Source organism: Cytobacillus sp. ABV4_503 (genome assembly GCF_056158445.1).
In genome coordinates this window covers 313,593-337,849 of the sequence record NZ_JBSWTH010000001.1, presented here as the reverse complement: position 1 = coordinate 337,849, position 24,257 = coordinate 313,593, and the positions used below count along the sequence as shown (strand labels likewise).

Genomic DNA, 24,257 nt, shown 5'->3' with positions numbered 1-24,257 from the left:
ATTATCTGCTTATTAAGGTAGTTCCACAAAAATAGCGTTAATCCCTTCCAGGATCAACGCCTCAATCAGTCTGAGTGCACTACTGCCCTTTTATCTTTACACTTAGATATTCCTCGAATCTAAACCCTCAGCGAGCCGCGGAAACCCCTTGCACCATAGTAGGAATCGGCTCCATTGTGATACACAAAAACAGTGTCGTAGCGGCGGTCACAAAAGATAGCCCCGCCAAGTTTTCTGATATTCTCAGGAGTTTGCACCCAGCTGGAGGTTTTCTTATCTACATGTTCAAGCTCCTGAAGCTCCCGGTATTGCTCTTCTGTTAAAAGCTCAATGCCCATGGCAGCTGCCAAATCCATAGCGCTGTTTTCCGGCTTGTGTTTTTTCCGTGCATCCAGCGCTTCACGGTCGTAACAGACACTTCTGCGGCCTTTTGGACTTTCAGCTGAACAATCATAAAATATGTATTCGCCGGTCTCTTGATCATGGCGGACAACATCCGGTTCACCTTCAGTTCCTTCCATTTCATTGAGTGACCACAATTTTTCAGGATTGGCTTCGAGCTTATCTTGTACATCAGCCCACTCCACACCTTCATGGCGATGCATGTTTTTTTCAAAACGCGCTTTCAGAGTTTCCAGCAGTTCATCACGCTGTTCTGGTGACAGCTCCATATTTCCCATTGTCAAGTTAACTCCTCCTAGTTTTTACTCCATTATAATATAATTATGACCATTAAGGGCTATTTGATAAAAGTGGAGCATCATTAACTTTACATAAACCACCTTCGGACTCATTCTCGTCGGTTTCCCGCTTTTCTGTCCGAACCTGCTCCGCCTTTCCCTCTTTATGGAATGCCACAAAAAACAAAAAAAACACTAACAAATACGTTGCCATTTGTTAGTGTTTTCCAATCTATTATGAAGCTTGCTGCTCAAATCTTTCTTCTGCTGGAGGGTTAAATTGACCTTCCCACTTTGCAATAACAATCGCCGCAAGTGAATTCCCCACCACGTTAACGGCTGTTCGGCCCATATCAAGGATACGGTCGATGCCGGCAATAAAGGCAAGGCCTTCTGCAGGCAATCCAATTGTGCTGAATGTAGCCAGCAGCACGACAAAGGATACGCCTGGCACGCCCGCCATTCCTTTTGATGTAACCATCAGTACTAACATTAATGTGATTTGCTGCCCTATGCTTAATTCTATGCCAAACATTTGTGCAATAAATAAAGAGGCAATGGCCTGATATAAAACCGATCCGTCCAGGTTAAAAGAGTAGCCTGTTGGAATTACGAATGAAGCAATATGTTTCGGGCTTCCCGCCTTCTCCATTTTGTCCATAATTCTTGGAAGCACTGTTTCAGAACTTGCAGTTGAAAAGGCCAAAATTAATTCTTCTTTAATCATCTTCAGTAATTTAAAGATGCTGAACCCGACAACTTTGGCCATAACTCCTAACACAACAAGAACAAAGAAAATCATGGATCCATATACAGTAAGCGCCAGCTTGCCCAATGGAATCAGTGAGGCAAAGCCATACTTGGAGATCGTTACACCAATTAAGGCAAATACCCCGATTGGTGCATACTTCATAAATAGGTTTGTCACATAGAACATCGCCTTGGCAGTACCTTCGAAGAATCTCAATACCGGCTTTCCCTTATCCCCAATTGCTGCAATTCCAAGGCCAAATACAACGGCAAAGAAGATGATCGCCAGCATATCGCCTTCCACCATCGCCTGTACCGGGTTTGTTGGGACTATATGCAAAAAGGTATCCGCTATCGACTTGCCCTCTTGCTCTTCATTGGTTTCAACATAGCTTGAAATATCGCTTTGCTGCAGGCTGTCCATATTCAGGCCGGCACCAGGCTGAATCACATTACCTGCAATAAGGCCAACCACAATGGCAACCATGGTCATGCCGATAAAATAAGCCAATGATTTCCCGCCAAGCTTACCAACGGACTTTATGTCTCCAACACCCGCAATGGCAACAATTATTGTTGATAGTACAATGGGAACAACAATCATTTTAATTAAGCGGATAAAAAGATCGCCAAACGGCTGAAGGACACTTTGCGCCGCTTCACTTCCATAGAAAATACCGCCAACAGCGATCCCTAAAATAAGACCGATAAAAATTTGAGTGGCTAAACTTAATTTAATTTTTTTCATCAATTACCCTACCTTCTTGTTTAGTTTTATACGTGCTGCGCAGGCAAGGGAAACAAAGATGATCCTGATAAAAAAGAAAATCGACAAAAATGCGGATTTTGTCAATTCACACTATTTCATATTCTCTTTTGTTTCCTTAAACGCTGACGAGGTTAGCTTTCGGGTTAGGACTGTGGAAACAGTAAGCCCTTCCATCGATAGGATTCACCCCAAGCGGAAACTCCGCTGTAAATATTGGGTCCCCCGTTCTTAAAATAAGATTAAGCATAGATCACTAGATCATTATATTATTTCAAGATAATTTTTGTAAATAGTTAAGTATTACCGGAAGTAAACTAAATGGTCACTTTAAAACACTAAAAAAAGCTGAAATCAATGAACTTTCAGCTCTTTCACTTTGTATAATAATCAACCTTTGTACAAGCAAAACAAAAAAGTATTTGGCTCCGCCTGCGCCAAATACAATGATAGCCACTCATGCTATCCCCGCTATATCTAAATTAGCAGCTTTGTATTAAGAATATTGAACGAGCCTGTAAACCTTTTATTAAAATTCCCCTAGATAACACTCACCTTAGCTTTATAATACTCAATCAACATGCAATAAAAAATCCATCGTTTTGCTAAATGCTTCTTGGTCTGACTTTGCATCATATCTAGAGGAATAAGGATCACTGAATCCATGTTTTCCTGTAAATTTATGTACTTCAATTTTCTTTTTTTCTAAAGCTAATAGTAACTCGTCAACATTAAAAGACTGCTCATCTTGCGGAAAGAATAGCATTACAGGACACTGTGGTGTTAACTCTAAATAATCCCTAACCCTTGAACCGTAGTATCCAACTATTCCATCCACACAATCTTCTTCACTGCAAAGCCAGGCAACAGTTGCACCTATACTAAATCCAATGATATATATTTTTTCGTATTCATCTTTAACATCTAATAATAAATCTTTAATTTTTCGGGCAGCGCTGGAGAATCCTACATGTTCCATAAAATGACGATAAGCGGCTTCCTCTTGAGTATATTCAAAAGGTCTCTCTCGCTCTGATAAATTTGGGCAAATCAAATCAAAACCCTGCTTTAATAGTAATTCGCAAAAACTCTTTATATGCTGATTAATTCCATAGATTTCGTGGATTACGAGGATTAAAGAATTTGAATTACTCTGCCTTTTCATGATTACGACCCTTTTTCTCCATATTTCTTCTCCCATTCATCGATCCATTCTTTACACTTATTCCATTCAAAAGATATTCTATATTTAATGATTTATTCCTTCATCATCTAAACACCCTTTAAATCAAAAAAGCCGCCTATTTGGCAGCCAGACTTGAAGCAATTCACCATTATGAAATTATACACAAGCTTCATATTCCGTTCTAAGGTTATTGATGATCGTCTGAACAGGCAGGATTTCGTTAATTTCATGGACTCTTGCCCCTGCAAATACGAGACCATTCTCACAGTCCCCATCCATGGAAGTTATCAAGGAATCCATTGTGCAAAAGCGATAAGAGCAGTTTTTCAGGCAATCGATGCATTTCTTTATTTTCACCTTTTTATTGTCAGATATCTGCTCTGTAAAGTTGTTCTTAATGGCACGGCCTTCCAGTCCTACGGTGGTCTGCACCATGACGATATCTTCCTGTTTGGCATGGACATACTTTTCTTTAAAGGATAATGGTGCATCACATTCGTGACTTGCGACAAATCTTGTTCCCATCTGAACACCGGAAGCACCGATATGAATGGCATGAGCGATATCTCTTCCTGTCATGATACCTCCAGCAGCAATGACAGGAATCTTAACGGCTTCCACGACTTCCTGTAAAATATCGAACAGCGGTCTTTCAGTCCCTAAATGCCCTCCCGCTTCATTGCCCTCTACCACAACAGCAGAAGCACCAAGCCGTTCTGACATTTTAGCCAGCCTTGCAGATGAAACAATCGAGATGACCGGTGTGCCAGATTCTTTGCCCCAGCTGTACATATCTCGTGATATCCCAGCACCTGAAATAATGAAATCAGCCTTTTCTTCAATCGCCGCTTTCATTTTTTCAGCAAAATCATTCATGGCAAAAAGAACATTCACCCCAATATAGCCCTCACCCTTGAGAGATGCCTTAGCCTTTCTAATATGTAATCTTAAATCTTCGATGCTGATTCCTGTTCCGGAAATAGTTCCAATCCCTCCGGCATTCGCAACAGCTGACGACAGGCCACTTAAAGAAATGCCTACGCCCATACCACCCTGCATGATTGGAAATTTAGGCTTCATATGACCAATTCTTAATTGTGGAAATCTCAAAAGAATACCCCATTTCATCGTCGAATTATTTCTTCTCCATTATTGTGCGAATGGGGTTAATTGAATAGTGATAAATATAATACCTGATACTATAATCAGGTGATAATTTAGCGATTGTCACAGAATGTTCAAGAAAGAACAAAGATGATGGTCCAATTTTTATTATCCTATGTCCGATATATCAAAATCAGCACAACTCATCTTTTTCTTCTTCAGTAATTATACTAAAAGAAATATTGAGTTTATCCCATACCCAAGCATGAAAGATTTCGTCTATTTCTTTTTCCAAGGCATTATCATCCCGACTTTCGTCAAGACCCAATTTTTCAAAAGTGAATGTCTCAGTCGCCTTAGCACCCTCATACCGGGCACTGCTAAATGAGAAAGTAACTGTTCTGCCCATGGTGTATCCCCCTTTATCAGGAAGTATTCATTTGATCAGTACTTACTCGCATGAAAATCTTTTACCTGCGTTTTTGAAATATAAAATGCAATAGGTAAGCTAAGCCTATAAAAGTTATCGTGAAGAAAAATACTTTAATTATGGAAAGCTGCTCTATTAGAGGGGTGTGCGTTGAACGATCCGATGAAAAAATAGTCCACCAGCTTGGTTCGGGAAATAGAAAAGATTCTATAACCCAGGTGCAAAAGAATAATAAGACTAGAAACCAATAGAATTTCATAAGTTCTCCCTCTTACACAGTTAATACAAAAACTTCAATTCAAAATCCTTACACCATTAGGATCCACTAATGGTTTCGTTGAGAAACCCTTTAAATCAGCTTCCCTGATTGTAACTGTCCCACCAATTACCGACTTGATTGAGCTGACAGGCTTTCCAAACAAAACAGAAAGATCATCTTCTAACCCCTTTTTCTTTGTTTCTAATCTTAATTCTTCTATTTTTATGTTATCAGTCATCGAATCTACTATATCTTTGTTTGTTTGAAGTTCTATCCTAAAAGAATAAGGGGTTGTAATAAACGTTCTTCGTTCCCCCCTATCAACAGTCCAATTCATATTATCTGCATTTAGGCATATAAGTTCTTGTTCCTTTTCAGATACCAAAAAGCCTATATGGTCAAATATAATCTTCTTCCCATATCCAAAAGTGATATTTATGCTCCCTTTTCTTGCTTCAATTATACGAAAATGAATATTCTTCTTCCGGAAACCATCCCATACTAAGGGAGGATCAAATTTCTGGAAGTCCCCCTGGTATTTTCCGATACGCTGATATATCCTAAAGCCATTATTCACGTAAAACTTTTCTGTTTCTTCCACATGCGGAGTCCAAAAATGATAATGAAAAAGCACTGAAATCACCTCTTTATAAAGCGCATTACCTACATATTCAATATAAAATCAATATCTCCTTTAAAGCGCATTACCTACATATTCAATATAAAATCAATATCTCCTTTAAGGCGTTTTTACGTATGCTGATACCGTTGACCATTGCCCGATAACTTAATAAAATGAAAACATCCCAAATTGGAGGTTTTTGTTTGTTGAACTTATGTTTAGAGCTGGAGGAGTAACACTTTCTACATGGCTGCCTGCATGAGAAAGTGCCATTTATATCGAACTTTATAAATCACTTAAAGAACAGGAGACTATAAATGGATATTTTAATTCGGCAAGAACTCCCTGCAGATTATCATTCCACCGAAGAAATGATTAAGGAAGCTTTTTTAAATGAAGAATACAGCGACAAGACAGAACATCTCCTTGTTAAAAGAATCAGAAATTCGGACGCATTCATTCCGGAGCTTTCTTTAGTAGCGTTAACTCAGGCTAAGGAGGTTGTGGGTCATATACTTCTATCAAAAATTACAATAGCTGATTGTGAGAAGGCTGCAGATTCTCTGGCACTTGCCCCCGTTTCTGTTGCTCCCGGTTATCAGGGAAAAGGCATCGGCAGTCAATTAATTCGAGCTGCACTTAACAAGGCTAAAGCGTCCGGATATCAATCTATAATCGTTCTGGGCCATAAGGATTACTATCCAAAGTTCGGCTTTAAGCCAGCCAGCCTTTGGAATATCCATGCCCCGTTTGAAGTACCTGACGAAGTGTTCATGGCTCTGGAATTGACAGAGAATGCTCTTAAAAATGCTACAGGGGTAGTCCATTATTCAAAAGCTTTTTCAGAATAAGAGGGCTGGATGAAAAAAAGAGCTGACGATCGACAAGCTTGATCTTCAGCTCTTGTACCTATTTTGATAAAGACATTCTATGGACTTATTCTGTAAGTTCCCAGGCAGGATTCCAAACCACTTCCCACAGGTGTCCATCTGGATCTTGGAAGTACCCAGAATATCCACCCCAAAAGGTGTCGTGAGCTTGAACCGTAATAACCGCACCCGCATTTTCAGCCTGTTCCATTACCGTATTTACCTCTTCTTTACTCCCAACATTATGCCCAATCGTAAATTCAGTTGGGCTTTTTCCTGTCTGGTTTATGCTTGTGTCATGAGCGATATCTTTACGGTTCCAAATTGCCAGTTTTAATCCTGATTGCAGATCAAAAAACGCAACAGCACCATGCTCGAATTCTCTTCCTACTATGCCCTGTGTAGGGAGCCCAAGACCATTCTGATAGAAATGTAAGGACCTTTCCAAATCATCTACACCTAAAGTGATAACTGATATCCGCGGTTTCATAAAAGACCTCCAATAAATTAAAACTTTCACCTGAACTGTTAATTCAATTGCTATTAAGATCAAGCAGCTTCTGAAGTGTAAAATTAGAAGCATAATCATTCATCTATATCATAAATCAATTGATCAAATAACTCCCCATCCACATAAAGCAAAATGGCCCATTCCCCCTTTTTAGGAAATTTAACAGACGATGGTGTATGTGCATCTGCCCCGTTGTTTGGACCATAAGCACGAATGGTCCATCCCATTCCATTTAATACTTTATGGACAGTTTGCGATTCTTTATGAAAACCAACTATCGTCAGATCTGCATCTTCTACTCCCCAAAGATGCCACATCCACTTTTGGCCGTTTAAACTTGGCATGTCAGCGCCAATTACACCGGACTTGTTTTCATTTCCGATAATGCCCCTGTCACCGAACTCCACAGCTTTTCTCTCCCAATCAATATTGTCAAAATCGCTTACTTGAACAAAATCTGGTATGTCCTTTGGCAAAGTAATAGCGGCGTCTTTTGCTTTTTCAGCCACACTGACAACAACATCCCCATAGGCTTTGCCATCCAGATACACTTCATACTTCCACAGGCCCTCATAAGGAAGTGTGAATGTAGTCGTGAACCTCTGCAAGCTTGGGTATCCAGGAGAAGGTTCTGTTACTTCTTGATGAGGCAAAACTTGTATTCTTTCACCTGTTTCTTTATGAAGGGCAGAAATAGAAATTTCTTTTCCTTTATAAGTGTCAAAAGGCTCTGCGAAACTAAAAATATTGCCATAAGGTGTTCCAGCCTTCAGATTAGGATCGGGTAGTATGCTAAATTTTATATTTTGATTCACCTTATATTCATGCCGTATTTTCCATTCATTATTCGTGCCGCCATTTATCTTTTCTGGATTTTGCCTGACCAAAATTTCAGTTGAAACGATGAATGCCAGGAGACAGATGGCAAAAGTGGAAATAGCGAATATAACGAATTTATTGGGTCTGTTTGGCTTCACTCTTCTATCTGTATGGACCGCTTTTCTAATATTCATTTTTTGAAATTCCGTAAAGTGGTCACCTTTGTGAGTCGTCGAGTCCATCGCCCTCCGCAGCTGCTTAAGCTTGCTCTCCATTATATCCCCACCTCTCCATCATATTTTTCAGTTTCAGCCTGCCTCTGCTCAGTCTGGTTTTGATCGTATTGTGGTTCACGCCTAATATTCCTTGGATCTCTTCAATCGAACATTCTTCATAGTAATAAAGCGTAACGGCTTCCCGGTACTTCACAGGCAATGACAATACACACAAGGAAAGAAATTCTTTCTCGCTGCGCTTTAGCAGATCCTTTTCCGGCGACAATTCTTTTGAAGAAAATAGAGTAAACAGGCTTGAATTCATTACTACTTTTCGAAACGCGTAACTCTTCAAGACATCCTTTGATTTATTAATAGCCAACCGATAAATCCATGATTTAAAGGAGATCACTTCACCGAGTTTGTCATAATTTTTGTAGCACGCTATAAATACATCCTGAACAATATCTTCCGCCAGCTTCCAGTCCTTCACATAGTTATAAGCCAGCTTTGTGAGCCGTTCACCATACTCATCCATAATAAACTCCAGCCAAGCATCACGATCTTCAAATGGGCCTTCATCCCTGACCTTTCTCACACACTCCCCACCCCATTTTCACTTTAATGCTAAGACGAATGAGTTAGATATAGGTTTCATTTTTCTATAAATTTTTTAGAATAAAGGCACTTACCCTTTTGCGGATAAGTTCCGGTTCCGCTTCTGTCTGTTTTTCATAAAAGATCTGATCAACAAAATCAGCATCAAAAAGAAAGGTTCGCCATAATATTATCAGGATTTTCTTTAGCAGTTTTGTTCAAAAAAAAGCCGCCTGGATTGGCAGCCTGCGTATGTTATTCATTTTTCTTTATTGAAAACAAATAAGCAATTGCAATGAGAACTGCAATGATAGAAGTGATTACAGAATATCGAAAAATAGTAAATAAGAACTCAGGATAAGGTGTTATAACACTTGAAGTCATACCACCGGCATCAGTTGTGCTTTCTATCCGCTTCATAAAGGCCACCAATAAGAAAAAGGAGACAATAAATGAATATATCCCTGTTTTCACTATGAATTTCTCCATAAATTCACCCCTAAACTTTCAATGACTTACTTTTTCACCTACAGGTACCTGGAGCAACGAACAATTAGTTCATAAAATTACTGAAATCCTCCTGTGTCTTTATTATCTCCCATCATATAATTTGAACTTTCTCCTGGTTTTGCGTTAGGATTTGTTGGGACGGGAGGGTTATTATTGTTTTTCTTGCGTCTCCAATCAATAAATAAAGCAAATAGTATAATTCCAACAATAAAAATCAATAGCCACCACATAGGTTCAATCCCCCTGGTAAAAAGGCTTTATTGATAAAACCATTCCGATAGTTAGATGCTTCAACTCCACACATCCTTTTACTTAAATATACGGTTGAAACTTTAAATAGTTTCAATTTTTACTTTATTCCGCCTTTTGTGCTGAAGGTTTCATATTCAGTGAAAAAATTAACAAACCTATGTAACAAGCCCACTTCGACTCCCTCTGAAAAAAACTTGATCCACAATTGATGTTTATGTGAACAACACCTTACCAAGGATGGTTCAACAATGAGGAATTATCTATTAAGCAACTATATTATTTTCTCCGCCAATACATATCTGTCCCCTTAAAAGAGTTACACATTCCCCTATCAGTTCTACAGTGTCCTCTACCACTCTTAATTTTATTTCACCCCCACGCTCTGAATCCTGATAAGCGGTAAAATCTGCTTTGTTAAGAAGCTTACTCCAATAAGAGGCTAATGCACAGTGTGCTGAACCAGTAACAAAGTCTTCTTTAATTCCAATCTTGGGAGCGAAGTATCTTGAAACAAAATCATACTTCCCCAATCCCCGGCTGGTAATTATGATTCCCGGGCCATTTAGCTCCTTTATTAATTCATAATCTGGTTCGACATTATGAATATATTTTCATTCTCAAATTCAATAATATACCGATCCTCTGCCCAGGCAGCAGCTTTGATAGGGAAATTAAAAACCTGTTGAAGTTTAACACTTACATCGATTGGACAGGATTCTTTTATCTTCAATCTCATCATAATCTGATGCCCTGACAATTCAGTTTTAAGAATGCCTGATTTAGTATGAAAATTGATTGCTGTTTCCCTTACAATACCCTCACTCCACAAAACATGGGCAGCCCCCAATGTTCCATGTCCGCATAAATCTATTTCTTGAGTGGGGGTAAACCATCTAAGCTGGTATGCATTATCATTTGTTAACGAAATAAAAGCTGTAATTGGCTGTTTAATTTCTTTTGCAAATGACTTCATCCACCCTTCAGATTTGTCTGCTGTCAGTAAAACAACAGATGCGGGATTGCCCTTAAACTCTTCTTTTGTAAAAGCATTAATCAAGTAATATTTAGTGATCTCTTTACATTCCAACCTTATACCCCTTCTCTGAGTTAAATCCAGTAATCCATAAAATTTCACTACATTACACTGCCCCGTCTGTCGAAGAAGAAAAAGAGCTGCCATTCCCAATTGGATCTACAGCTCTTTCACTCATTATTTTAGTTCAAATTGAAGAATCAACAAACTCGTCAGTGTTGACTTACTTCATATACTTTGCAACTAACAAATAACACCTCTCTCTTGTAAGACTTGCTTGTGTAGCTACATATTCCAATGGCTCCATCGATCCGCCTTTGTATTTTAGAGAAGACTTTTTCGCAGTTTCATCTCTTTGTTGGATCCAGTTCCGCTGATCTTCTCTTAGTTGGTCCATCTGTCCTTTATCAAGCTGCTCTTCTAACAGACCATAAATTTTGTTTAATTCCTCATCCCAAGTTCTATATCTTTCCGCCTCTTGTTCCACCAATTCTGCCGTGGTTGTCTTGGCTTCTGCGTATTTGTCCGCTTCTTCCATTTTGTTTAGTTTCTTGAGATATTCATCTTTATTACTTTCAAGATTTTCACTTTGATCATTGCCTGACTCAGCTGACTCTCCATCATTTGAGACTGCGGATAAATTGTCTGTATCTTCTTGTTCACTGAGCTGTGTGGTATCACTGCTGCCAGAAGAGTTTTTTGCTTCCTTCCCCTCTGAATCTGCAGAATCCTTATCCATTGAGCCGCCATCTTTATCTTGAGCGGAGCTGTTGCTAGCTGGCTGGCTGCTCGACTCTTCAAATGAGTCTGCACAAGCAGTCAGTACACCTGACAATGCTACTGTTAGCAATACTGCCAAAAACTTCTTGTTTTTTTGCATTTTCAAACTTCCTTTTAATATTTATGAACGAAATTTATACTTTTCAATTTTTGAATATAACCTTCAGTATCATCAAACATTCAAAAATTATTTTTTCTGCGCTCACTCCTTCCAACTTAATCTTACCATGTTCCAGATAGAAAATTATCCCAAAACCCCTGTTTTTCAGCGAAGAAAAAAGAGCTCCTCCTGGGAACTCCTTTCTATATGGAATTAATATAATCCTTAATCATTTTACGATCTGGCGGCTTCCAACTACCTTTCTAAACTCCATTACATACCCCATAGTATTCTCCTAAATATAAGACTTTCTAATTTTATTCGGTATTTTAAAGATAAATCCTTCCAAAGAAAATTTATGGAATTATATGTTAATATATAGATATATAATATTTAACTAACAGGCAGTTATTGAGCTTAATCGAAAGGAGGATTTTATGAGCACCCAAAATAAACACACTGCAAATGCAATAGGACTTTCATTGTTAATAACTATATTTGCCTTTTTCAATATGGATAATCCATTACCTTATACAGCAATATATATACTCTTCGTATCTGTTGCTTCTTTCATAAGCATTTATTTGATTTCAATGATTACTGCAAAAGCATACCAAAAGTTTGTTAAGCACATTGGCTGTGATTAAAAATCCTTTTAACCTAATGGCATATTTGTGAAGAAATGAGAGCATATTGCTATTCCTCTACATTTAATTTTCTTCTTCCGCAAACCAAGCAAGTGCCTTCTGCTCCATTTCCTTCACAAATGTATTTTTTGCTTGGCTATATTCACTCGTGTCATCAAACCTTTTTACTAATTCTTCCTTAAATTTAGTGTACCTTGCTGCTTCAGCAGGATGGGACCGCAGATAATTCCTAAATACAAGGTGCCGTTCTATTTGGGGGTTATCGAATTGATAGAAATGCAAATGATGAGATCGGTTTTCTCCGCCTTTTCGAAATAATCTTCTGCCTGTAATTCCCCATTCACCAGCAGCCTCATATCCCAGGTTTTTCATTTTTTCATTAATTTCATCTATCTTCTTGATGTCTTTCACAATACACATCATATCGATTACAGGCTTTGCCTTCATCCCCCGGACCGAAGTGCTGCCAAAATGTTCACATTTTATAATGTCATCTTCAAAGATAGTTTTTAGAAATTGAACCTCTTTTTGAAACATGTGTGCCCAATTGTCGCTAAATTTAGTAAGCCGGATCTTCATTTGGATACCTCCCTTATGAAACTTCCATTAGGTAATCTATCCCCAATTAGTTATTGCCCCAAATCTTTTCAACCACACCAATCCCTGCCAATCAAACTCCATCCTGCATTAACTAAAATTAATTGATTAACTTCAAACCTATTTTATGTAAATCATCCTCTGTATTTGTTGCTTCCTGGCAGTTTTTTTAATTCATTCCAGGCTTTAATGGATTCTTCTCGATTACTGCCTTTGTTTATTGCGTCCGCAAAGTAATCTCTGGTGAACTGAACTGATTATATTCAAATTGAGAGACTAGTTGATTCTTATACGACGGATCCTTGTTTCTTTTTTCCTGTACAGCACCACGATATGTTTTTCCGGAATTTTCTTTAAAATAATGTTTTAAAAAAAACGACCTATCATGAATATGTATCTTTCACAAATAAAATATCCCAATTTCTTAGAGGAAATTGGGGATCTAATGCTATACTATAATTTCAATTTACCTATATGAATCATGTATAGGATGAAACAAGTCTTCCCCAGCATTTCTGACAACTGAAAAATGTTCCACATTGTAATGGCCATGAAGAGTATCATTATGATGCTTGATAATTTGTTCTGCACTTAAGGCATCGCTGTCCGTTGTTGAATGTCCATCACCTACTAATGTGACATCAAACCCACTAATAGTTGCGGTTCTAACTGCACTGTCTATACAGTGCTGGGTTTTACACCCCATAATAACAACATGCTTCACCTTTTGAGATTTTAGGTGATCCAGCAGTCCTGTTCCATGAAAAGAATTCGTTGCAGCTTTATCAAAAAACTTTGTCTCCTTAGGCACATTAATTTCTTCGTGAACCTGAAATCCCTTGCCTTTCCCTTCAGCAACATCTATATCCCTAACAAATACAACTGGAACACTGCATTGCTTTGCTTTTTCAATCACTAAATTGATATTCCCAATAAGCTGCTCTTTATTAAAAACTTTACTTTCTTCCAGATTCCCATCAATTAACTCTTGTTGGGCATCAATAATTAATAAGGTTTGATTCAAATGATTTTCCCCTTTCAATACCTTTAAAATTATTTTAGTCCTGTTCCTCTTAATATTTTCACGCCAATATATTTGACTGTCATAATATCTGCCTCCTAAATTAAAACATTGTCCAAGAACGTTATCTTAATTTTTAGACATTTTAGATTTTAACATACTAATCAGTTTAATAAAATATGTTAACGTTACTTTTTTAAATGCTTTACTGTGAAACCTGGACGTTCATAAAAAAAGGCCGCCTGAGTGAGGCGGACCTTAAAATAATTGACCCTGAAAGATCACGTTATATTTCACATTCTCAGTTTAATACGCTCGCGCAAACCAAACCGTATGCTTCGCTTCTTTACCACAATGGATGCATGTGTGCTTAGTTGCCGGAGGGTTGAACGGTATGTTCCTTGTTGTGAATTTTGTTTTTTCTTTTACACTTTCTTCACAGGCGTCTTCTCCGCACCAGCCAGCTAAAATCCAGCCAGGAATGGTGTCATTTAATTCGGATTCTGCTATGTGCTTTTCTAACTGTTCCATTGTATCGATATGTGTGTGCGAATTCTCCGAGCGGAATGCTTTTGCTTTTTCGAATAGACGATTCTGCATGGTTTCAAGCTCTTTTTTAATGCTGTCTACAATGGATTCTAATGGTACGGAAACTTTCTCGTCTAGATCACGTGCTTTCATCAAGCCATGATTTTGGTCTAAATCACGCGGGCCAAGTTCAATTCGCACAGGTACGCCTTTTAGTTCCCACTCATTAAATTTATAGCCTGGTGATTGATCTGAATCATCAAGACGGACACGAATTCCTTCTGCCTTTAGTGCGGCAAAGATTTCGTCCAGCTTCTCCATAATGGCAGGGTTCTTTTTCCATGGCCCGACTGGAATCAGCACAACTTGAGTCGGTGCTATTTTTGGAGGCAGCACAAGACCTTGCTCATCTCCATGAACCATGATGACGGAGCCAATTAACCGTGTAGACGTACCCCAGGATGTAGTATGGACATAGGTATGTTTATTTTCTTTATTCAAATATTTGATATCGAAAGCTTCCGCAAATTTTGTACCTAAGTAGTGTGAGGTACCTGCCTGCACAGCTTTTCCATCTTTCATCATCGCTTCAATGGAAAAAGTATCAATCGCACCGGCAAAGCGTTCTGATGGTGTCTTTTGTCCATCATAAACCGGAATCGCAAGTAATCCTTCTACAACTTCTTTATAAATGGCCAGCATTTGCATGGTTTCCTTACGCGCATCTTCTTCATCCACATGAGCCGTATGGCCTTCCTGCCATAAAAATTCAGAAGTGCGGATAAATGGAAGAGTTTTCTTCTCCCAGCGGAATACATTTGCCCATTGATTGATTAATAATGGCAAATCCCGATAACTCTTAATCCAATCTGAATACAAATGTCCGATCATGGTTTCAGAAGTTGGGCGCAGTGCAAGACGTTCCTCCAGTTTCTCTCCGGCAGCTTCTGTTACCCATGGAAGTTCTGGTGAGAACCCTTCAATGTGATCCTTCTCCTTTTGAAAAAAGGCTTCTGGAATTAACATAGGAAAATATGCATTACGGTGACCGGTTTCTTTGAACCGCTTATCCATTTCTGCCTGAATATGTTCCCATATTTCATATCCATCCGGCTTAAAGGCAATACAGCCGCGAACTGGGGTGTAATCAAATAATTCAGCTTTTTGAATCGTATCAAGATACCATTTTGTAAAGTGGTTTGGTTTTTGAGACATCTTCTCTTCCTCCTGAAAAGTGATTTAAAAAATAAAAAAGCATAAAGAGTCCATCAAAAGGACGTCTTTACGCTAATAGACGTGGTACCACCTTAGTTCGACTTTAATCACAATATAAAGTCCTCTGTACGTTTGTAACGAAACGACCCGGTTAGCTTTACTAACATCTCCGTGGCAGGGTTCAATAAGGAGAGGTGATATAGCTTTCAGCCCAGGCTATATTTTCTGTTTCACAATCCTTATTTACTTGATCACATCATTGATTCCATATATATAAGTTAATATATCAACTTGTCAAAGGCAATTCAATATTTACAGGAGTTTATTTTCCATTTTAAACAGCCTGCCCCGAAAGGCTGTAAACCAGGTTAGCTAAAATGACCCTCAGCTGACCAATTTTAAATGTTATGATAAACAAGTATGTTAACTATATTTATATTTAGTTAACATTCAAACATAAAAGTTAAATTGGGGTGATTTTATGTATAAGCTTCGGGGCCATCATCTTTTTTGCCTACTGGGATATCGGGGAATGGGCTATTCCCAGGAATACGTGGAAAATATGACACGTTTGCATCAAGCCTTGAGAGACAATCCCAGGACATGGGTACAGCTTGTAAAAGGGCCAGATCAGCTGTGTGAAAAGTATCCCAACTCAGGTGAATACCACTGTGAACACGACGATATTTACGCAAGAGATGCTATTATTTTAGAAAAACTGGGACTTAAAATTGGTCAAATCCTGTATTGGAAGGACATTGAGTCGAGCATCCAAAAGTATGCACTTCCCTCAGATATACAAACTGTTTGCGAAACGTGTTCCTGGCGTTCATATGGCGTTTGTGAGGAAGGTATTCAGGATATTCTTTCAGGGAAAGGATTAAGGGAAGTAAAATAACCTTCCCATTTTAAATGCCCATTCTTAAACTTGCTTGAGAACTGTATATCTGGCAACAGCCATTAAATTATTATCCCGTCTCCCAGGTATTGGTCCAGTCCTTATGGAATATATGTAGGTAAAAAAGATAATGGAGGAATTAACTTGGCATTTGTGGCTATTTTGACGGTTGGACGGCTGAAGCATTCAGAAGAACACCCTGCCTCCAGGGAGTTTTTTGAAGCGGGAAATGAAGTCATGCGAGAGGCTGCTAAAACCGGGCACCTCATAAAAGAATTCTCACCAAATAGAGCGAAGTTCCCTGAAGAAACGATTAAAGGAGAGGGTACCCCCATTCTCACCTTAACAGTATGGAAAAACCTTCAGTCTTTATATCAGTTTACTTATTCTGGCCATCATAGGCAGGCATTGCTGGACAGGAATAAGTGGTTTGGGCCTCTACCAGAGAGACAGCCAAACTATGTGGTTTGGTGGACAGATATGTTATCGGATGTATCCTGGAAGGAAGCTTTCAAAAGATATGATTTTTATATCCAGCATGGGCCTGCTTCTTTCGCATTTGACTTTAAGCATGCATTTGATGAACTTGGCAAGCCGGTCTTGGTTAAATAACTAGGCCAAATCTTTTGCTCAGCATAACCTGCTTCAGCCGTTTAGACTCTGCCTGCATTTTAGCAAAGCATGAGAATGGTTCAGGCTTTCAACTTGAACATTAAAGACAGCAATATAGTAATCGGAACTAACCAGGAGCTCCGTCATCCAAGTAAATCAGCCAAACATTCTTCTGATACTACGTTAATGCCATTCCTTTTAAGCAAGGCCGACGTAACTCCATCTCCAGGTATTTTGTTGCCCTTAAACTCGCCGTTATAAATCATGGAACTTCCACAGGAGGGGCTATACTCTTTTAGCACCACTGTGGTAACTTGCAGTTCTTGGGCTTTTCTTAGCGTCATATAGGCTCCTTTTATGTACAAATCCGTAACATCTCTGCCTGATTTTTCAATTACCTTAGCTTTGCCATCAAGAACATCTGCTCCATCACCATCTATTATTTCAGCAGGTTCTCTTGGTGTTGAAAAACCTCCAAGCACCTCAGGACAAACAGTGATTGCCTGCTTCTGGTCCAGCATTTGACGGATCCTTTGATTTAAGCAATGAGTGCCGTTATATCTCACTTCCAACCCTGCTAAACAAGAACTGACTAATATCATTCATGACACCTCAATCTAATAGTTATTCTTCCAATTAAAAGAATCCATGATTATCTAACCGATCGGACTTTATTGCATTGATTGTCTTATTAACTATATACACATAGCAACTCTCCTCAGCATACTCCCCAAAAAATGATACTTTTCTTCAATATATTTGTATAGTCATAAAGACAGGGAATTACCGGTTCTTAAACAAATCTATTAAATAGAAAAGCTGTGATATTATAAACGATAGCAGTAATACAACTATTGTTCCAAATATATAAACACTTTCTTCTGCCGGGTTGCCTCCACCCATGAATACTGAACCAAATATAAAAAAGAGTAAGACACTTACGATTGCAAATAAGAAAAAAATACTAATATACTTTGACATAGCATCCCCCATTAAATCTATTTATATCTATCTTTAATTTCATTCGTTTCTTCTTTAGTATTTCCTTCTTTCATTGCATTGGTATGCTTTTTTTTAAACATACTATTGATTTCCAATAAGAAAAGTTTATGTTTAAAGTAAACAAAAAGGAACGGAAAATCCATTCCTTTTTGATGTTTATTATTTAGTGAATTTCGGTTTAAAATCACCCTTATAAGGTTCATGTTCAACAAACACCGTTATATCTTTGCCATCTTTGTCTTTACCCGTTCTTTTATACGTAAATTTATTCTTATTTAGTTCGGTAAGTTCAAGCGCTGCACCATACTTATTAGCTCCAATTGAAACATGGGCTCTTATTTTATTTTCGTTAACAATATCGAAGTAGCCAAAATCACCGCGGCTTTTTCCTGTTTCAAGATTGAAAAATTCATATTTATTCGTTTTGTCATCAAATTTTGCCAGACTTATAAACATCGTATTATACTTTGTTACATCATTGCCGTCTTCATCTAATACCTTTGTCCCGTTCCAGAGGGTGCTGCCTAGAATCTTATCTCCATCTGTGTCATTAACTATATCCCCCGTAACAGCGTCCAGCTGCTTGTCCGGATCAGTAAAAGAAAGCCCATTTCCTTTATATGGAACATGTTCAACAAATACCTCTACGTCGTTGCCATTAGCGTCTTTTCCTATTCTTTTATAAGTGAAAATATCTTTATATAGTTTTGTCATTTCGACAACAGCTTGATAATTCATTGATTCTGAAATTAATATTCTCTTCTTCCCATCATTGGTTAAAAAGAAAGTTCCCTTATCGCCGCGGCTTTCGCCTGTCTTCGCATCGAAAAATTCATATCTTCCTGATTTCACATCATATTTCGCAAGACCAATGAAGTTTGCATTCTCTTTTGTTAAGTCGTTCTTATTTTTGTCATACACTCTTGTACCTTGCCAATTTGTGCTGCTGAGAATGTTAGCCATTTCCTGTCCCTTGGTTAATTGATTCTTTTTAGTCTCTTTAACCGCTTGTTCCTGCTTCTGCTTACTATGATTTTCCTGGGCGTTTGCACCAGCGCTGCACCCCGTTGCTACTAATGTAAATCCAAGAAGTATTGATGTTATTGCTTTTGCCTTTTTGTTCATTTTTATGACACCTCATTCTCATTTTTAGTGGATCTTAATAATTACAGGCCTATTTTGCTCCTGCTGTTAACAAAATACGTTCAATCTCTTTAAATCCTTTCTCACGTGCATGCTGCAGAGGAGTTACATTATTTCCATCCGGAATATTCACATCCGCCCCGCCATCGATTAGCAATTGCACAGTTTGCTGCTGTATTACATTTCCATCATTCAAAATAATTGCTTCCAATAAAGCTGTCCAGCCGAGATCATTTACATGATTTACATCAATATCTGTCTTGGACAGAAGCTCCTTGATAGCATCTATATGGCCATGTTCGGAAGCAGGAATCAATGCAGTTCCACCATAACGGTTCACTATCGCCGGATCAGCACCTGCTTCGATCGTAAGCTTTAGAATCTCAACATACCCTTCTGCACCGGCATATAAGAAAGGGTTGTTTTTCATGTTATCCTGAATGTTGACGTCCGCCCCCGCTTTAATCAGGGCTTTAGCGGTTTCGACATCATTATTGTAAGCTGCAATCATTGCAGCAGTTCGTCCGTCTGAGTCCTTCTTATTTAGACCAGCACCTTCCTCAATCAATCTCTTTATTGTTTCTGTTTCTCTGCGCTCTGCAGCTTGAAGCAATAATTCACTCATATCCATATCTTCCCTTACCTCTATTTCCTGTGTTTTTGTATCTGCATTATTATCCGAGACACAGCCTTGAAGGAGGATCAAGCCTCCAATCACTATTGTTAGCCACCCCCGCATCTGCTTCACCTGCCTATCTTCTTTAAATAAAATGACTCTGATTAGTTACTGCCTCTATTATGTTAGTACCAAAATATAAACTCCCTCTAAATAAATTCTTAAAGAAAGATAAACTTAATCTGAAATTTTCTTCATATTTATAAAAAAATAACCGCCACATTTGTGACGGGTCTAAATAAATACATAAAATAAATTAAACATTGAATCGATAACCTGCTCCCCAAACGGTTTCCAAGAATTTCGGCTGTGCAGGGTCTCCTTCTATTTTCCCTCGTATTTTTCTGATATGAACGGTGACTGTTGAAACATCTGCAGCTGACTCCAGCCCCCAAATCTTTTCATAAAGCTGTTCTTTGCTCAATACTTGATTTGGATGCATGACAAGAAATACTAATAAATCAAATTCCTTTGTTGTAAACGGAGTTTCTTCTCCGTCAATATAAACTTTGCGCGCTGACTTATCAATTGATATTCCATGAACGAAAATCGTATTTGTTTGAGTTTGCTTTCCAGCTAAACGCTCATATCGCTCAAGATGTGCTTTCACCCTGGCTACCAGCTCACTCGGACTAAAAGGCTTGGTAATATAATCGTCCGCCCCTAAACCGAGACCCCGAATTTTATCGATATCCTCCTTTTTAGCTGACACAAACAAGATAGGAATGTTTTTAACTGCGCGTATCTGTTTACATATTTCAAACCCATTTACTCCTGGAAGCATGATGTCTAAAATAATTAAATCATAGTGCTCTTGAAGAGCCTGCTGGAGTCCTTCATCACCAAAATGTTGAATATCGACACGAAACTTATTTATTTCTAAATAATCTCTTTGCAATTCTGCAATACTAACGTCATCTTCAATAAGCAATATTTTTTTCATGTTTTTTCACCTTTCTTTAGGGAAAAGAATATACTTGTACCTTTACCTATCTCGCTTGAAGCCCAGATTTCTCCTCTATGCTCCAAAATTATTTGTTTCGCGATCGCAAGTCCTAAGCCGCTTCCGCCTGTCTCGGAACTTCTTGATTGTTCAGCACGGTAAAAACGTTCAAAAATATTTGGCAAGGCAGAAGGTTCTATCCCTTGCCCATTATCTTCTACTTTAACAATTACATCGCCTAATCGTTCATGAAGAGAAATAGAAATCTTCTTCCTGTCTTTGTTCATATATTTAACACAATTGCTTATTAAGTTGGCCAATACTCGTTTCAATTTCTCTCTATCCGCTTTCACGCAGATTGGTTTATTCAAAAGATGAAGCTCCATATGGATTCCTTGCTGAAGTAAATCCAAATAAAGTTCTTCTGCATAGTCTTTCATATATTTATCCAGTTCGATAGTCTCAAAGTGGAATGGTTCTTTTTTTAAATCCAGCTTGGAAAATAGGAACAGCTCATCAATTAATGAATCCATGTCCATTGCTTTTAAGTACACAGTCGACAAATACTTTTCCATCTTCTGAGGGGTATTGGCTACACCATCTTTAATCCCCTCTACATATCCAATAATCGAAGTGATAGGTGTCTTCAAATCATGAGAAATATTGGTCAGAAGCTCTTTTCGATTTTCTTCGTACCGAAGCTGGAGGCTTATCGATTCTTTTAGCTTTATTCTCATTTCCTCAAACGCCCTGTTTAACTGTCCGATTTCATCATTTGAAGTCGCCTTGATTTCAAAATTTAAATCTCCTGATTTAATTCTTTCGGCAGCTTCTTTAAGAAATGAGATAGGTTTAATAATGCTTCGCGAAACTAAATAATTCAATATACCAATAATCATAATAAACAGGAACAGTAAAAGTCCGGATAAAATAGGGAACAATTCTCGAATGAGTTCAGCAGAGGAACTGGCCTTTCTTAATACGAAAACACTTCCTTCCCTCTTATCCGGAAAATAAAAATCAAACTTCACATACGTAAATAAATAGTCGTTGAGTTTAATGGTATCTCGCGTGTTAATGTTTGTTTCTTCAAACCCCGGAAGAGATTCAACCAATGCCTGCTTGTTAAGAGCAGGGGAAGCGTACTCAACTTTTGTGCCCTTTCTAACAACAATGTCGATATCCTCTTTCTCAATCTTTTTAAGCTCCTTTTCATTTAGGAGCTGTTTCGGATTATTTTTAGCAAAAAGCTTTAAATCGAGAAACACACTTTCTTCAACTGTTGTTAAAGGTTTTTGTATATACGATTTTTTATAAAGATGCTCTATAGATCTTACATCACCTGTTATGGCAAAAATAATTAAAAAACCTGCTGCCAATAATAAAGTGATCGAAAAAAGTATCACTCCAATATAAGACAGCAGAAACCTCATTTTAATGGACATCTGTTTCACTCACTCTGTTATAAAAATTTTCATCAGATCATATCTTATTCTTAGCATTCAAGATAATTTTATAAACCCTATTATCCAGATTAAGAAATTAAAAGAACTATATCACATAAATCTTAAAACTTTCTAAAATATGTATAAAATATTTCTAAACAGTTAGCAAAAGTGATTAATTTCCATAGAACTATGCCCGAAATGTTTTCCCCAGATGTTCGCCCAGTCCATAGTAGTGCCTGAAATTATAAATGAGGGGACTCCATTCATGAGGGTTCACATGATGATCATCCTTAAGGATGGATGTATGCGCATGGACCTTTAATGCCGTTACTTCCACAATGGCAAAGTGAGAGTCATGTTCCGGAACTCGAATGTGCTCCACCCTGCTCTCGATCTGAAGTGGACATTCCAGGATTCTAAAGGGCTTTACAATTTCTGCTTCCTTCTTCGTAAGGGAGGCTGCTGAGAATTTATCTTTTTCAAAACGGAATGAATTGATCCTTTTATATTCCGGTAATGGGTTCTTGCCTGTCAGCGGGGCTAAAGCTTCTACATTCTCCCAAAGGCCAGGATGAGGAACGTTTACAACACATTCAGGATGACTGCGAAGGTTATCCAATGCTTTTCCCCCTTCCCCGATTCCAAGGACAATGCATTCCCCTAATGCCCATGACGAGGATAAGGGGCTAATGTTGGATGTCCCATCTTCATTAAGTGTTGTTAACAATATCACTGGAGTTCCATAATATAAGATTTTAGGCTGAATCGACTTGGTGATTATTTGGTTTTCTTCCTTTTTCATTGCAGTTTCCTCCTGAACTTTTTTACGAATATCATTGTAAGGGGTAAATATTTCAATTATCATCGAAATATGGATTACATGGAGGAATAAGATATGAATATGAATTCAAATGTAGCAAAAGTCGCTTCTTTGGTCAGTGAACCAAGTCGGGCAGCCATACTAACCGCCTTATTGGATGGCCGGTATCACACCGTAAATGAACTGGCCCATATGGCCCGGATTAAACCGCAAACGGCCAGCTTTCATCTCAAAAAAATGCTGGATGCTCAAGTGGTTTCAGCAGAAAAACAGGGAAGGCACCGATATTATGGCATCATGAATCAAGAAGTTGCCCAAGTGATGGAATCCTTTCTATCTATTGCGCCTGCTGCAGAAATTAAATCTTTTAAACATGCCTCTGAAGATAAAGCGATCCGCTTTGCCAGGACGTGCTATGATCATCTCGCTGGAAATTTAGGTGTGCAGCTAACTGAATCGTTAAAAAGAAAAGGATTTATTACAGAAGAAGATGATACATTTAATATTACGGAAGATGGAAAAGCATTTTTTCACTCCATGCAAATAGACCTGACCTCATTGAAAAAGAAGCGCCGCTCTTTTTCCCATAAATGTCTGGACTGGAGCGAAAGACGCCATCATCTTGCAGGCGCACTGGGGAATGCCATCCTGGAGAAACTTCTGGAACGAAATTGGATACAGCGCATCCCTAAAACCCGCGCCATCAAAATAACCCCTCATGGAATGAAGGGACTTAAGGAAACATTTGCTATAGATATGGATAGATAAAATAAAATGGTTCCTACACTTTTAGATGTGGGAACCCTGTTCTTAAACCCCTTCACTCAACCCAGCCACTGCTGATTGTATGCTGCGATTCCCAATATTGCCCCCACACCTGCACCAAATGCTAAACCCCAAATTGTCCACATCGCTTTTTTATTCACTTGATTTTTATCCTTTTCTTCCATGTCATCACCTCCTCACAATAGCCAAGTTCCACTTTAACAAGAAGACCATGCTCGTAAAATCACTGAATGGGCCCTCTTGCATAGTAAGCAGGTGTTATACTTCATGCTCTGATAAATTTATATTTAAATTCTCCTGCCGAAAATGATTTCTATAAATTATTGGAAAATCCTTCTTATTAATCCCGCTAGTTCTATAGAAAAGAACTGCTTCCACAATCTCCACCCTGGAAATCCTGCTTATTGAATGTTGTGAGGCTCAAAAGTCATATGGTAT

General features: G+C 38.3%; 29 protein-coding genes, 1 riboswitch and 1 other annotated feature. Of the genes, 5 read left to right on the top strand and 24 right to left on the bottom strand.

Annotated features, from left to right (window positions below; translation table 11 throughout):
- Positions 1–119 precede the first annotated feature (119 nt).
- The 6 genes from ACXAD1_RS01810 to ACXAD1_RS01785 all read right to left on the bottom strand — a co-directional run bounded on the left by ACXAD1_RS01810 (position 120) and on the right by ACXAD1_RS01785 (position 5,809).
- Positions 120–680, bottom strand: a complete 561-nt coding sequence (locus tag ACXAD1_RS01810; RefSeq protein ID WP_474911275.1) for a DUF4256 domain-containing protein — start codon at positions 678–680, stop codon at positions 120–122.
- A 235-nt stretch (positions 681–915) separates the two neighbouring features.
- Entirely contained in the window at positions 916–2,178 is a 1,263-nt protein-coding gene (locus ACXAD1_RS01805) for a cation:dicarboxylate symporter family transporter (RefSeq protein ID WP_370224159.1), read from the bottom strand.
- A 126-nt stretch (positions 2,179–2,304) separates the two neighbouring features.
- Positions 2,305–2,455, bottom strand: a riboswitch (cyclic di-AMP (ydaO/yuaA leader).
- Positions 2,456–2,767: 312 nt separating this feature from the next.
- Positions 2,768–3,364 carry a dienelactone hydrolase family protein gene (locus ACXAD1_RS01800; protein WP_474911274.1) on the bottom strand — a complete coding sequence of 199 codons (597 nt, stop codon included), beginning with the start codon at positions 3,362–3,364 and terminating at the stop codon, positions 2,768–2,770.
- A gap of 174 nt (positions 3,365–3,538) precedes the next feature.
- Entirely contained in the window at positions 3,539–4,510 is a 972-nt protein-coding gene (locus ACXAD1_RS01795) for an NAD(P)H-dependent flavin oxidoreductase (protein ID WP_474909265.1), read from the bottom strand.
- 169 nt (positions 4,511–4,679) lie between these two features.
- Positions 4,680–4,895 (bottom strand): hypothetical protein, encoded by a 216-nt coding sequence (locus tag ACXAD1_RS01790; RefSeq protein WP_206844972.1) that lies wholly within the window; start codon positions 4,893–4,895, stop codon positions 4,680–4,682.
- Between the two features lie 314 nt (positions 4,896–5,209).
- Positions 5,210–5,809, bottom strand: a complete 600-nt coding sequence (locus tag ACXAD1_RS01785) for a hypothetical protein (protein ID WP_474909264.1) — start codon at positions 5,807–5,809, stop codon at positions 5,210–5,212.
- 305 nt (positions 5,810–6,114) lie between these two features.
- Between ACXAD1_RS01785 and ACXAD1_RS01780 the strand changes: the two genes are divergently transcribed.
- Positions 6,115–6,648: a GNAT family N-acetyltransferase gene (locus tag ACXAD1_RS01780; protein ID WP_206844974.1), complete on the top strand. Its 534-nt coding sequence runs from the start codon at positions 6,115–6,117 to the stop codon at positions 6,646–6,648.
- Positions 6,649–6,733: 85 nt separating this feature from the next.
- Here ACXAD1_RS01780 and ACXAD1_RS01775 read toward each other — a convergent pair whose 3' ends face one another.
- The 8 genes from ACXAD1_RS01775 to ACXAD1_RS01740 form a co-directional block, all read right to left on the bottom strand.
- On the bottom strand, positions 6,734–7,156 hold the full coding sequence (locus tag ACXAD1_RS01775; RefSeq protein WP_206844976.1) for a VOC family protein: 423 nt from the start codon (positions 7,154–7,156) through the stop codon (positions 6,734–6,736).
- Between the two features lie 95 nt (positions 7,157–7,251).
- A complete protein-coding gene (locus ACXAD1_RS01770; protein ID WP_474909263.1) occupies positions 7,252–8,271 on the bottom strand; it encodes a hypothetical protein in 1,020 nt (339 codons plus the stop codon).
- Positions 8,255–8,809, bottom strand: coding sequence for a sigma-70 family RNA polymerase sigma factor (locus tag ACXAD1_RS01765; protein WP_206844980.1), 555 nt, complete (start codon positions 8,807–8,809; stop codon positions 8,255–8,257). Before ACXAD1_RS01765 ends, ACXAD1_RS01770 begins: the two co-directional genes overlap by 17 nt.
- A 254-nt stretch (positions 8,810–9,063) precedes the next feature.
- Positions 9,064–9,297: a hypothetical protein gene (locus ACXAD1_RS01760; protein WP_474909262.1), complete on the bottom strand. Its 234-nt coding sequence runs from the start codon at positions 9,295–9,297 to the stop codon at positions 9,064–9,066.
- A 77-nt stretch (positions 9,298–9,374) separates the two neighbouring features.
- Entirely contained in the window at positions 9,375–9,548 is a 174-nt protein-coding gene (locus ACXAD1_RS01755) for a hypothetical protein (protein ID WP_474909261.1), read from the bottom strand.
- A 285-nt stretch (positions 9,549–9,833) separates the two neighbouring features.
- Positions 9,834–10,115 (bottom strand): PhzF family phenazine biosynthesis protein, encoded by a 282-nt coding sequence (locus ACXAD1_RS01750; protein ID WP_474911273.1) that lies wholly within the window; start codon positions 10,113–10,115, stop codon positions 9,834–9,836.
- 29 nt (positions 10,116–10,144) lie between these two features.
- On the bottom strand, positions 10,145–10,657 hold the full coding sequence (locus ACXAD1_RS01745; RefSeq protein ID WP_474909260.1) for a PhzF family phenazine biosynthesis protein: 513 nt from the start codon (positions 10,655–10,657) through the stop codon (positions 10,145–10,147).
- Positions 10,658–10,826: 169 nt separating this feature from the next.
- The gene (locus ACXAD1_RS01740) at positions 10,827–11,483 is read right to left on the bottom strand and encodes a lysozyme inhibitor LprI family protein (protein WP_474909259.1); all 657 of its coding nucleotides are present in this window, start codon (positions 11,481–11,483) and stop codon (positions 10,827–10,829) included.
- Positions 11,484–11,920: 437 nt separating this feature from the next.
- Between ACXAD1_RS01740 and ACXAD1_RS01735 the strand changes: the two genes are divergently transcribed.
- A complete protein-coding gene (locus ACXAD1_RS01735) occupies positions 11,921–12,130 on the top strand; it encodes a hypothetical protein (RefSeq protein WP_206844988.1) in 210 nt (69 codons plus the stop codon).
- Between the two features lie 63 nt (positions 12,131–12,193).
- Here the strand turns inward: ACXAD1_RS01735 and ACXAD1_RS01730 are convergent, their stop codons facing one another.
- From ACXAD1_RS01730 to proS, 3 genes are all read right to left on the bottom strand, one after another.
- A complete protein-coding gene (locus ACXAD1_RS01730; protein WP_474909258.1) occupies positions 12,194–12,709 on the bottom strand; it encodes a GrpB family protein in 516 nt (171 codons plus the stop codon).
- A gap of 484 nt (positions 12,710–13,193) precedes the next feature.
- Complete coding sequence (locus ACXAD1_RS01725; protein WP_474909257.1) at positions 13,194–13,751, bottom strand: cysteine hydrolase family protein; 558 nt, start codon at positions 13,749–13,751, stop codon at positions 13,194–13,196.
- A gap of 303 nt (positions 13,752–14,054) precedes the next feature.
- Positions 14,055–15,491: a proline--tRNA ligase gene (gene proS, locus ACXAD1_RS01720; RefSeq protein WP_370224183.1), complete on the bottom strand. Its 1,437-nt coding sequence runs from the start codon at positions 15,489–15,491 to the stop codon at positions 14,055–14,057.
- A 54-nt stretch (positions 15,492–15,545) separates the two neighbouring features.
- Positions 15,546–15,760 (bottom strand) — a binding site (T-box leader).
- Between the two features lie 212 nt (positions 15,761–15,972).
- On the opposite strand from proS, the gene ACXAD1_RS01715 reads away from it, so the two are divergent.
- Both ACXAD1_RS01715 and ACXAD1_RS01710 read left to right on the top strand, forming a co-directional pair.
- Positions 15,973–16,389 (top strand): DUF1284 domain-containing protein, encoded by a 417-nt coding sequence (locus tag ACXAD1_RS01715; RefSeq protein ID WP_370224185.1) that lies wholly within the window; start codon positions 15,973–15,975, stop codon positions 16,387–16,389.
- Positions 16,390–16,542: 153 nt separating this feature from the next.
- Positions 16,543–17,001 carry a DUF3291 domain-containing protein gene (locus tag ACXAD1_RS01710; protein ID WP_474911272.1) on the top strand — a complete coding sequence of 153 codons (459 nt, stop codon included), beginning with the start codon at positions 16,543–16,545 and terminating at the stop codon, positions 16,999–17,001.
- A gap of 143 nt (positions 17,002–17,144) precedes the next feature.
- On the opposite strand, the gene ACXAD1_RS01705 is transcribed toward ACXAD1_RS01710, so the two are convergent.
- The 6 genes from ACXAD1_RS01705 to ACXAD1_RS01680 form a co-directional block, all read right to left on the bottom strand.
- On the bottom strand, positions 17,145–17,603 hold the full coding sequence (locus ACXAD1_RS01705; RefSeq protein ID WP_474909256.1) for a 2-thiouracil desulfurase family protein: 459 nt from the start codon (positions 17,601–17,603) through the stop codon (positions 17,145–17,147).
- A gap of 559 nt (positions 17,604–18,162) precedes the next feature.
- Entirely contained in the window at positions 18,163–19,128 is a 966-nt protein-coding gene (locus ACXAD1_RS01700; protein WP_474909255.1) for a DUF4822 domain-containing protein, read from the bottom strand.
- Between the two features lie 49 nt (positions 19,129–19,177).
- Complete coding sequence (locus ACXAD1_RS01695; RefSeq protein WP_474911271.1) at positions 19,178–19,885, bottom strand: ankyrin repeat domain-containing protein; 708 nt, start codon at positions 19,883–19,885, stop codon at positions 19,178–19,180.
- Between the two features lie 193 nt (positions 19,886–20,078).
- Positions 20,079–20,765, bottom strand: coding sequence for a response regulator transcription factor (locus tag ACXAD1_RS01690; protein WP_474909254.1), 687 nt, complete (start codon positions 20,763–20,765; stop codon positions 20,079–20,081).
- Positions 20,762–22,210, bottom strand: a complete 1,449-nt coding sequence (locus ACXAD1_RS01685; RefSeq protein ID WP_474909253.1) for a sensor histidine kinase — start codon at positions 22,208–22,210, stop codon at positions 20,762–20,764. The genes ACXAD1_RS01690 and ACXAD1_RS01685 overlap by 4 nt, the downstream gene beginning before the upstream one ends.
- Before the next feature lie 190 nt (positions 22,211–22,400).
- Entirely contained in the window at positions 22,401–23,015 is a 615-nt protein-coding gene (locus ACXAD1_RS01680) for a flavin reductase family protein (RefSeq protein ID WP_206845010.1), read from the bottom strand.
- Positions 23,016–23,108: 93 nt separating this feature from the next.
- Here ACXAD1_RS01680 and ACXAD1_RS01675 point away from each other — a divergent pair, with 93 nt between their 5' ends.
- On the top strand, positions 23,109–23,801 hold the full coding sequence (locus ACXAD1_RS01675) for an ArsR/SmtB family transcription factor (protein WP_206845011.1): 693 nt from the start codon (positions 23,109–23,111) through the stop codon (positions 23,799–23,801).
- Positions 23,802–23,857: 56 nt separating this feature from the next.
- Here the strand turns inward: ACXAD1_RS01675 and ACXAD1_RS01670 are convergent, their stop codons facing one another.
- Positions 23,858–23,983: a hypothetical protein gene (locus ACXAD1_RS01670; protein WP_474909252.1), complete on the bottom strand. Its 126-nt coding sequence runs from the start codon at positions 23,981–23,983 to the stop codon at positions 23,858–23,860.
- Positions 23,984–24,257: the final 274 nt, after the last annotated feature.

Bases quoted from the DNA above. Each gene is read 5' to 3' on its own strand.
- ACXAD1_RS01810 (WP_474911275.1), bottom strand. From the start codon at position 680: ATGGGAAATATGGAGCTGTCACCAGAACAGCGTGATGAACTGCTGGAA.
- ACXAD1_RS01805 (WP_370224159.1), bottom strand. From the start codon at position 2,178: ATGAAAAAAATTAAATTAAGTTTAGCCACTCAAATTTTTATCGGTCTT.
- ACXAD1_RS01795 (WP_474909265.1), bottom strand. From the start codon at position 4,510: ATGAAATGGGGTATTCTTTTGAGATTTCCACAATTAAGAATTGGTCAT.
- ACXAD1_RS01790 (WP_206844972.1), bottom strand. From the start codon at position 4,895: ATGGGCAGAACAGTTACTTTCTCATTTAGCAGTGCCCGGTATGAGGGT.
- ACXAD1_RS01780 (WP_206844974.1), top strand. From the start codon at position 6,115: ATGGATATTTTAATTCGGCAAGAACTCCCTGCAGATTATCATTCCACC.
- ACXAD1_RS01775 (WP_206844976.1), bottom strand. From the start codon at position 7,156: ATGAAACCGCGGATATCAGTTATCACTTTAGGTGTAGATGATTTGGAA.
- ACXAD1_RS01770 (WP_474909263.1), bottom strand. From the start codon at position 8,271: ATGGAGAGCAAGCTTAAGCAGCTGCGGAGGGCGATGGACTCGACGACT.
- ACXAD1_RS01760 (WP_474909262.1), bottom strand. From the start codon at position 9,297: ATGGAGAAATTCATAGTGAAAACAGGGATATATTCATTTATTGTCTCC.
- ACXAD1_RS01755 (WP_474909261.1), bottom strand. From the start codon at position 9,548: ATGTGGTGGCTATTGATTTTTATTGTTGGAATTATACTATTTGCTTTA.
- ACXAD1_RS01740 (WP_474909259.1), bottom strand. From the start codon at position 11,483: ATGCAAAAAAACAAGAAGTTTTTGGCAGTATTGCTAACAGTAGCATTG.
- ACXAD1_RS01735 (WP_206844988.1), top strand. From the start codon at position 11,921: ATGAGCACCCAAAATAAACACACTGCAAATGCAATAGGACTTTCATTG.
- ACXAD1_RS01730 (WP_474909258.1), bottom strand. From the start codon at position 12,709: ATGAAGATCCGGCTTACTAAATTTAGCGACAATTGGGCACACATGTTT.
- proS (WP_370224183.1), bottom strand. From the start codon at position 15,491: ATGTCTCAAAAACCAAACCACTTTACAAAATGGTATCTTGATACGATT.
- ACXAD1_RS01715 (WP_370224185.1), top strand. From the start codon at position 15,973: ATGTATAAGCTTCGGGGCCATCATCTTTTTTGCCTACTGGGATATCGG.
- ACXAD1_RS01705 (WP_474909256.1), bottom strand. From the start codon at position 17,603: ATGATATTAGTCAGTTCTTGTTTAGCAGGGTTGGAAGTGAGATATAAC.
- ACXAD1_RS01700 (WP_474909255.1), bottom strand. From the start codon at position 19,128: ATGAACAAAAAGGCAAAAGCAATAACATCAATACTTCTTGGATTTACA.
- ACXAD1_RS01695 (WP_474911271.1), bottom strand. From the start codon at position 19,885: ATGCGGGGGTGGCTAACAATAGTGATTGGAGGCTTGATCCTCCTTCAA.
- ACXAD1_RS01690 (WP_474909254.1), bottom strand. From the start codon at position 20,765: ATGAAAAAAATATTGCTTATTGAAGATGACGTTAGTATTGCAGAATTG.
- ACXAD1_RS01685 (WP_474909253.1), bottom strand. From the start codon at position 22,210: ATGTCCATTAAAATGAGGTTTCTGCTGTCTTATATTGGAGTGATACTT.
- ACXAD1_RS01680 (WP_206845010.1), bottom strand. From the start codon at position 23,015: ATGAAAAAGGAAGAAAACCAAATAATCACCAAGTCGATTCAGCCTAAA.
- ACXAD1_RS01675 (WP_206845011.1), top strand. From the start codon at position 23,109: ATGAATATGAATTCAAATGTAGCAAAAGTCGCTTCTTTGGTCAGTGAA.
- ACXAD1_RS01670 (WP_474909252.1), bottom strand. From the start codon at position 23,983: ATGGAAGAAAAGGATAAAAATCAAGTGAATAAAAAAGCGATGTGGACA.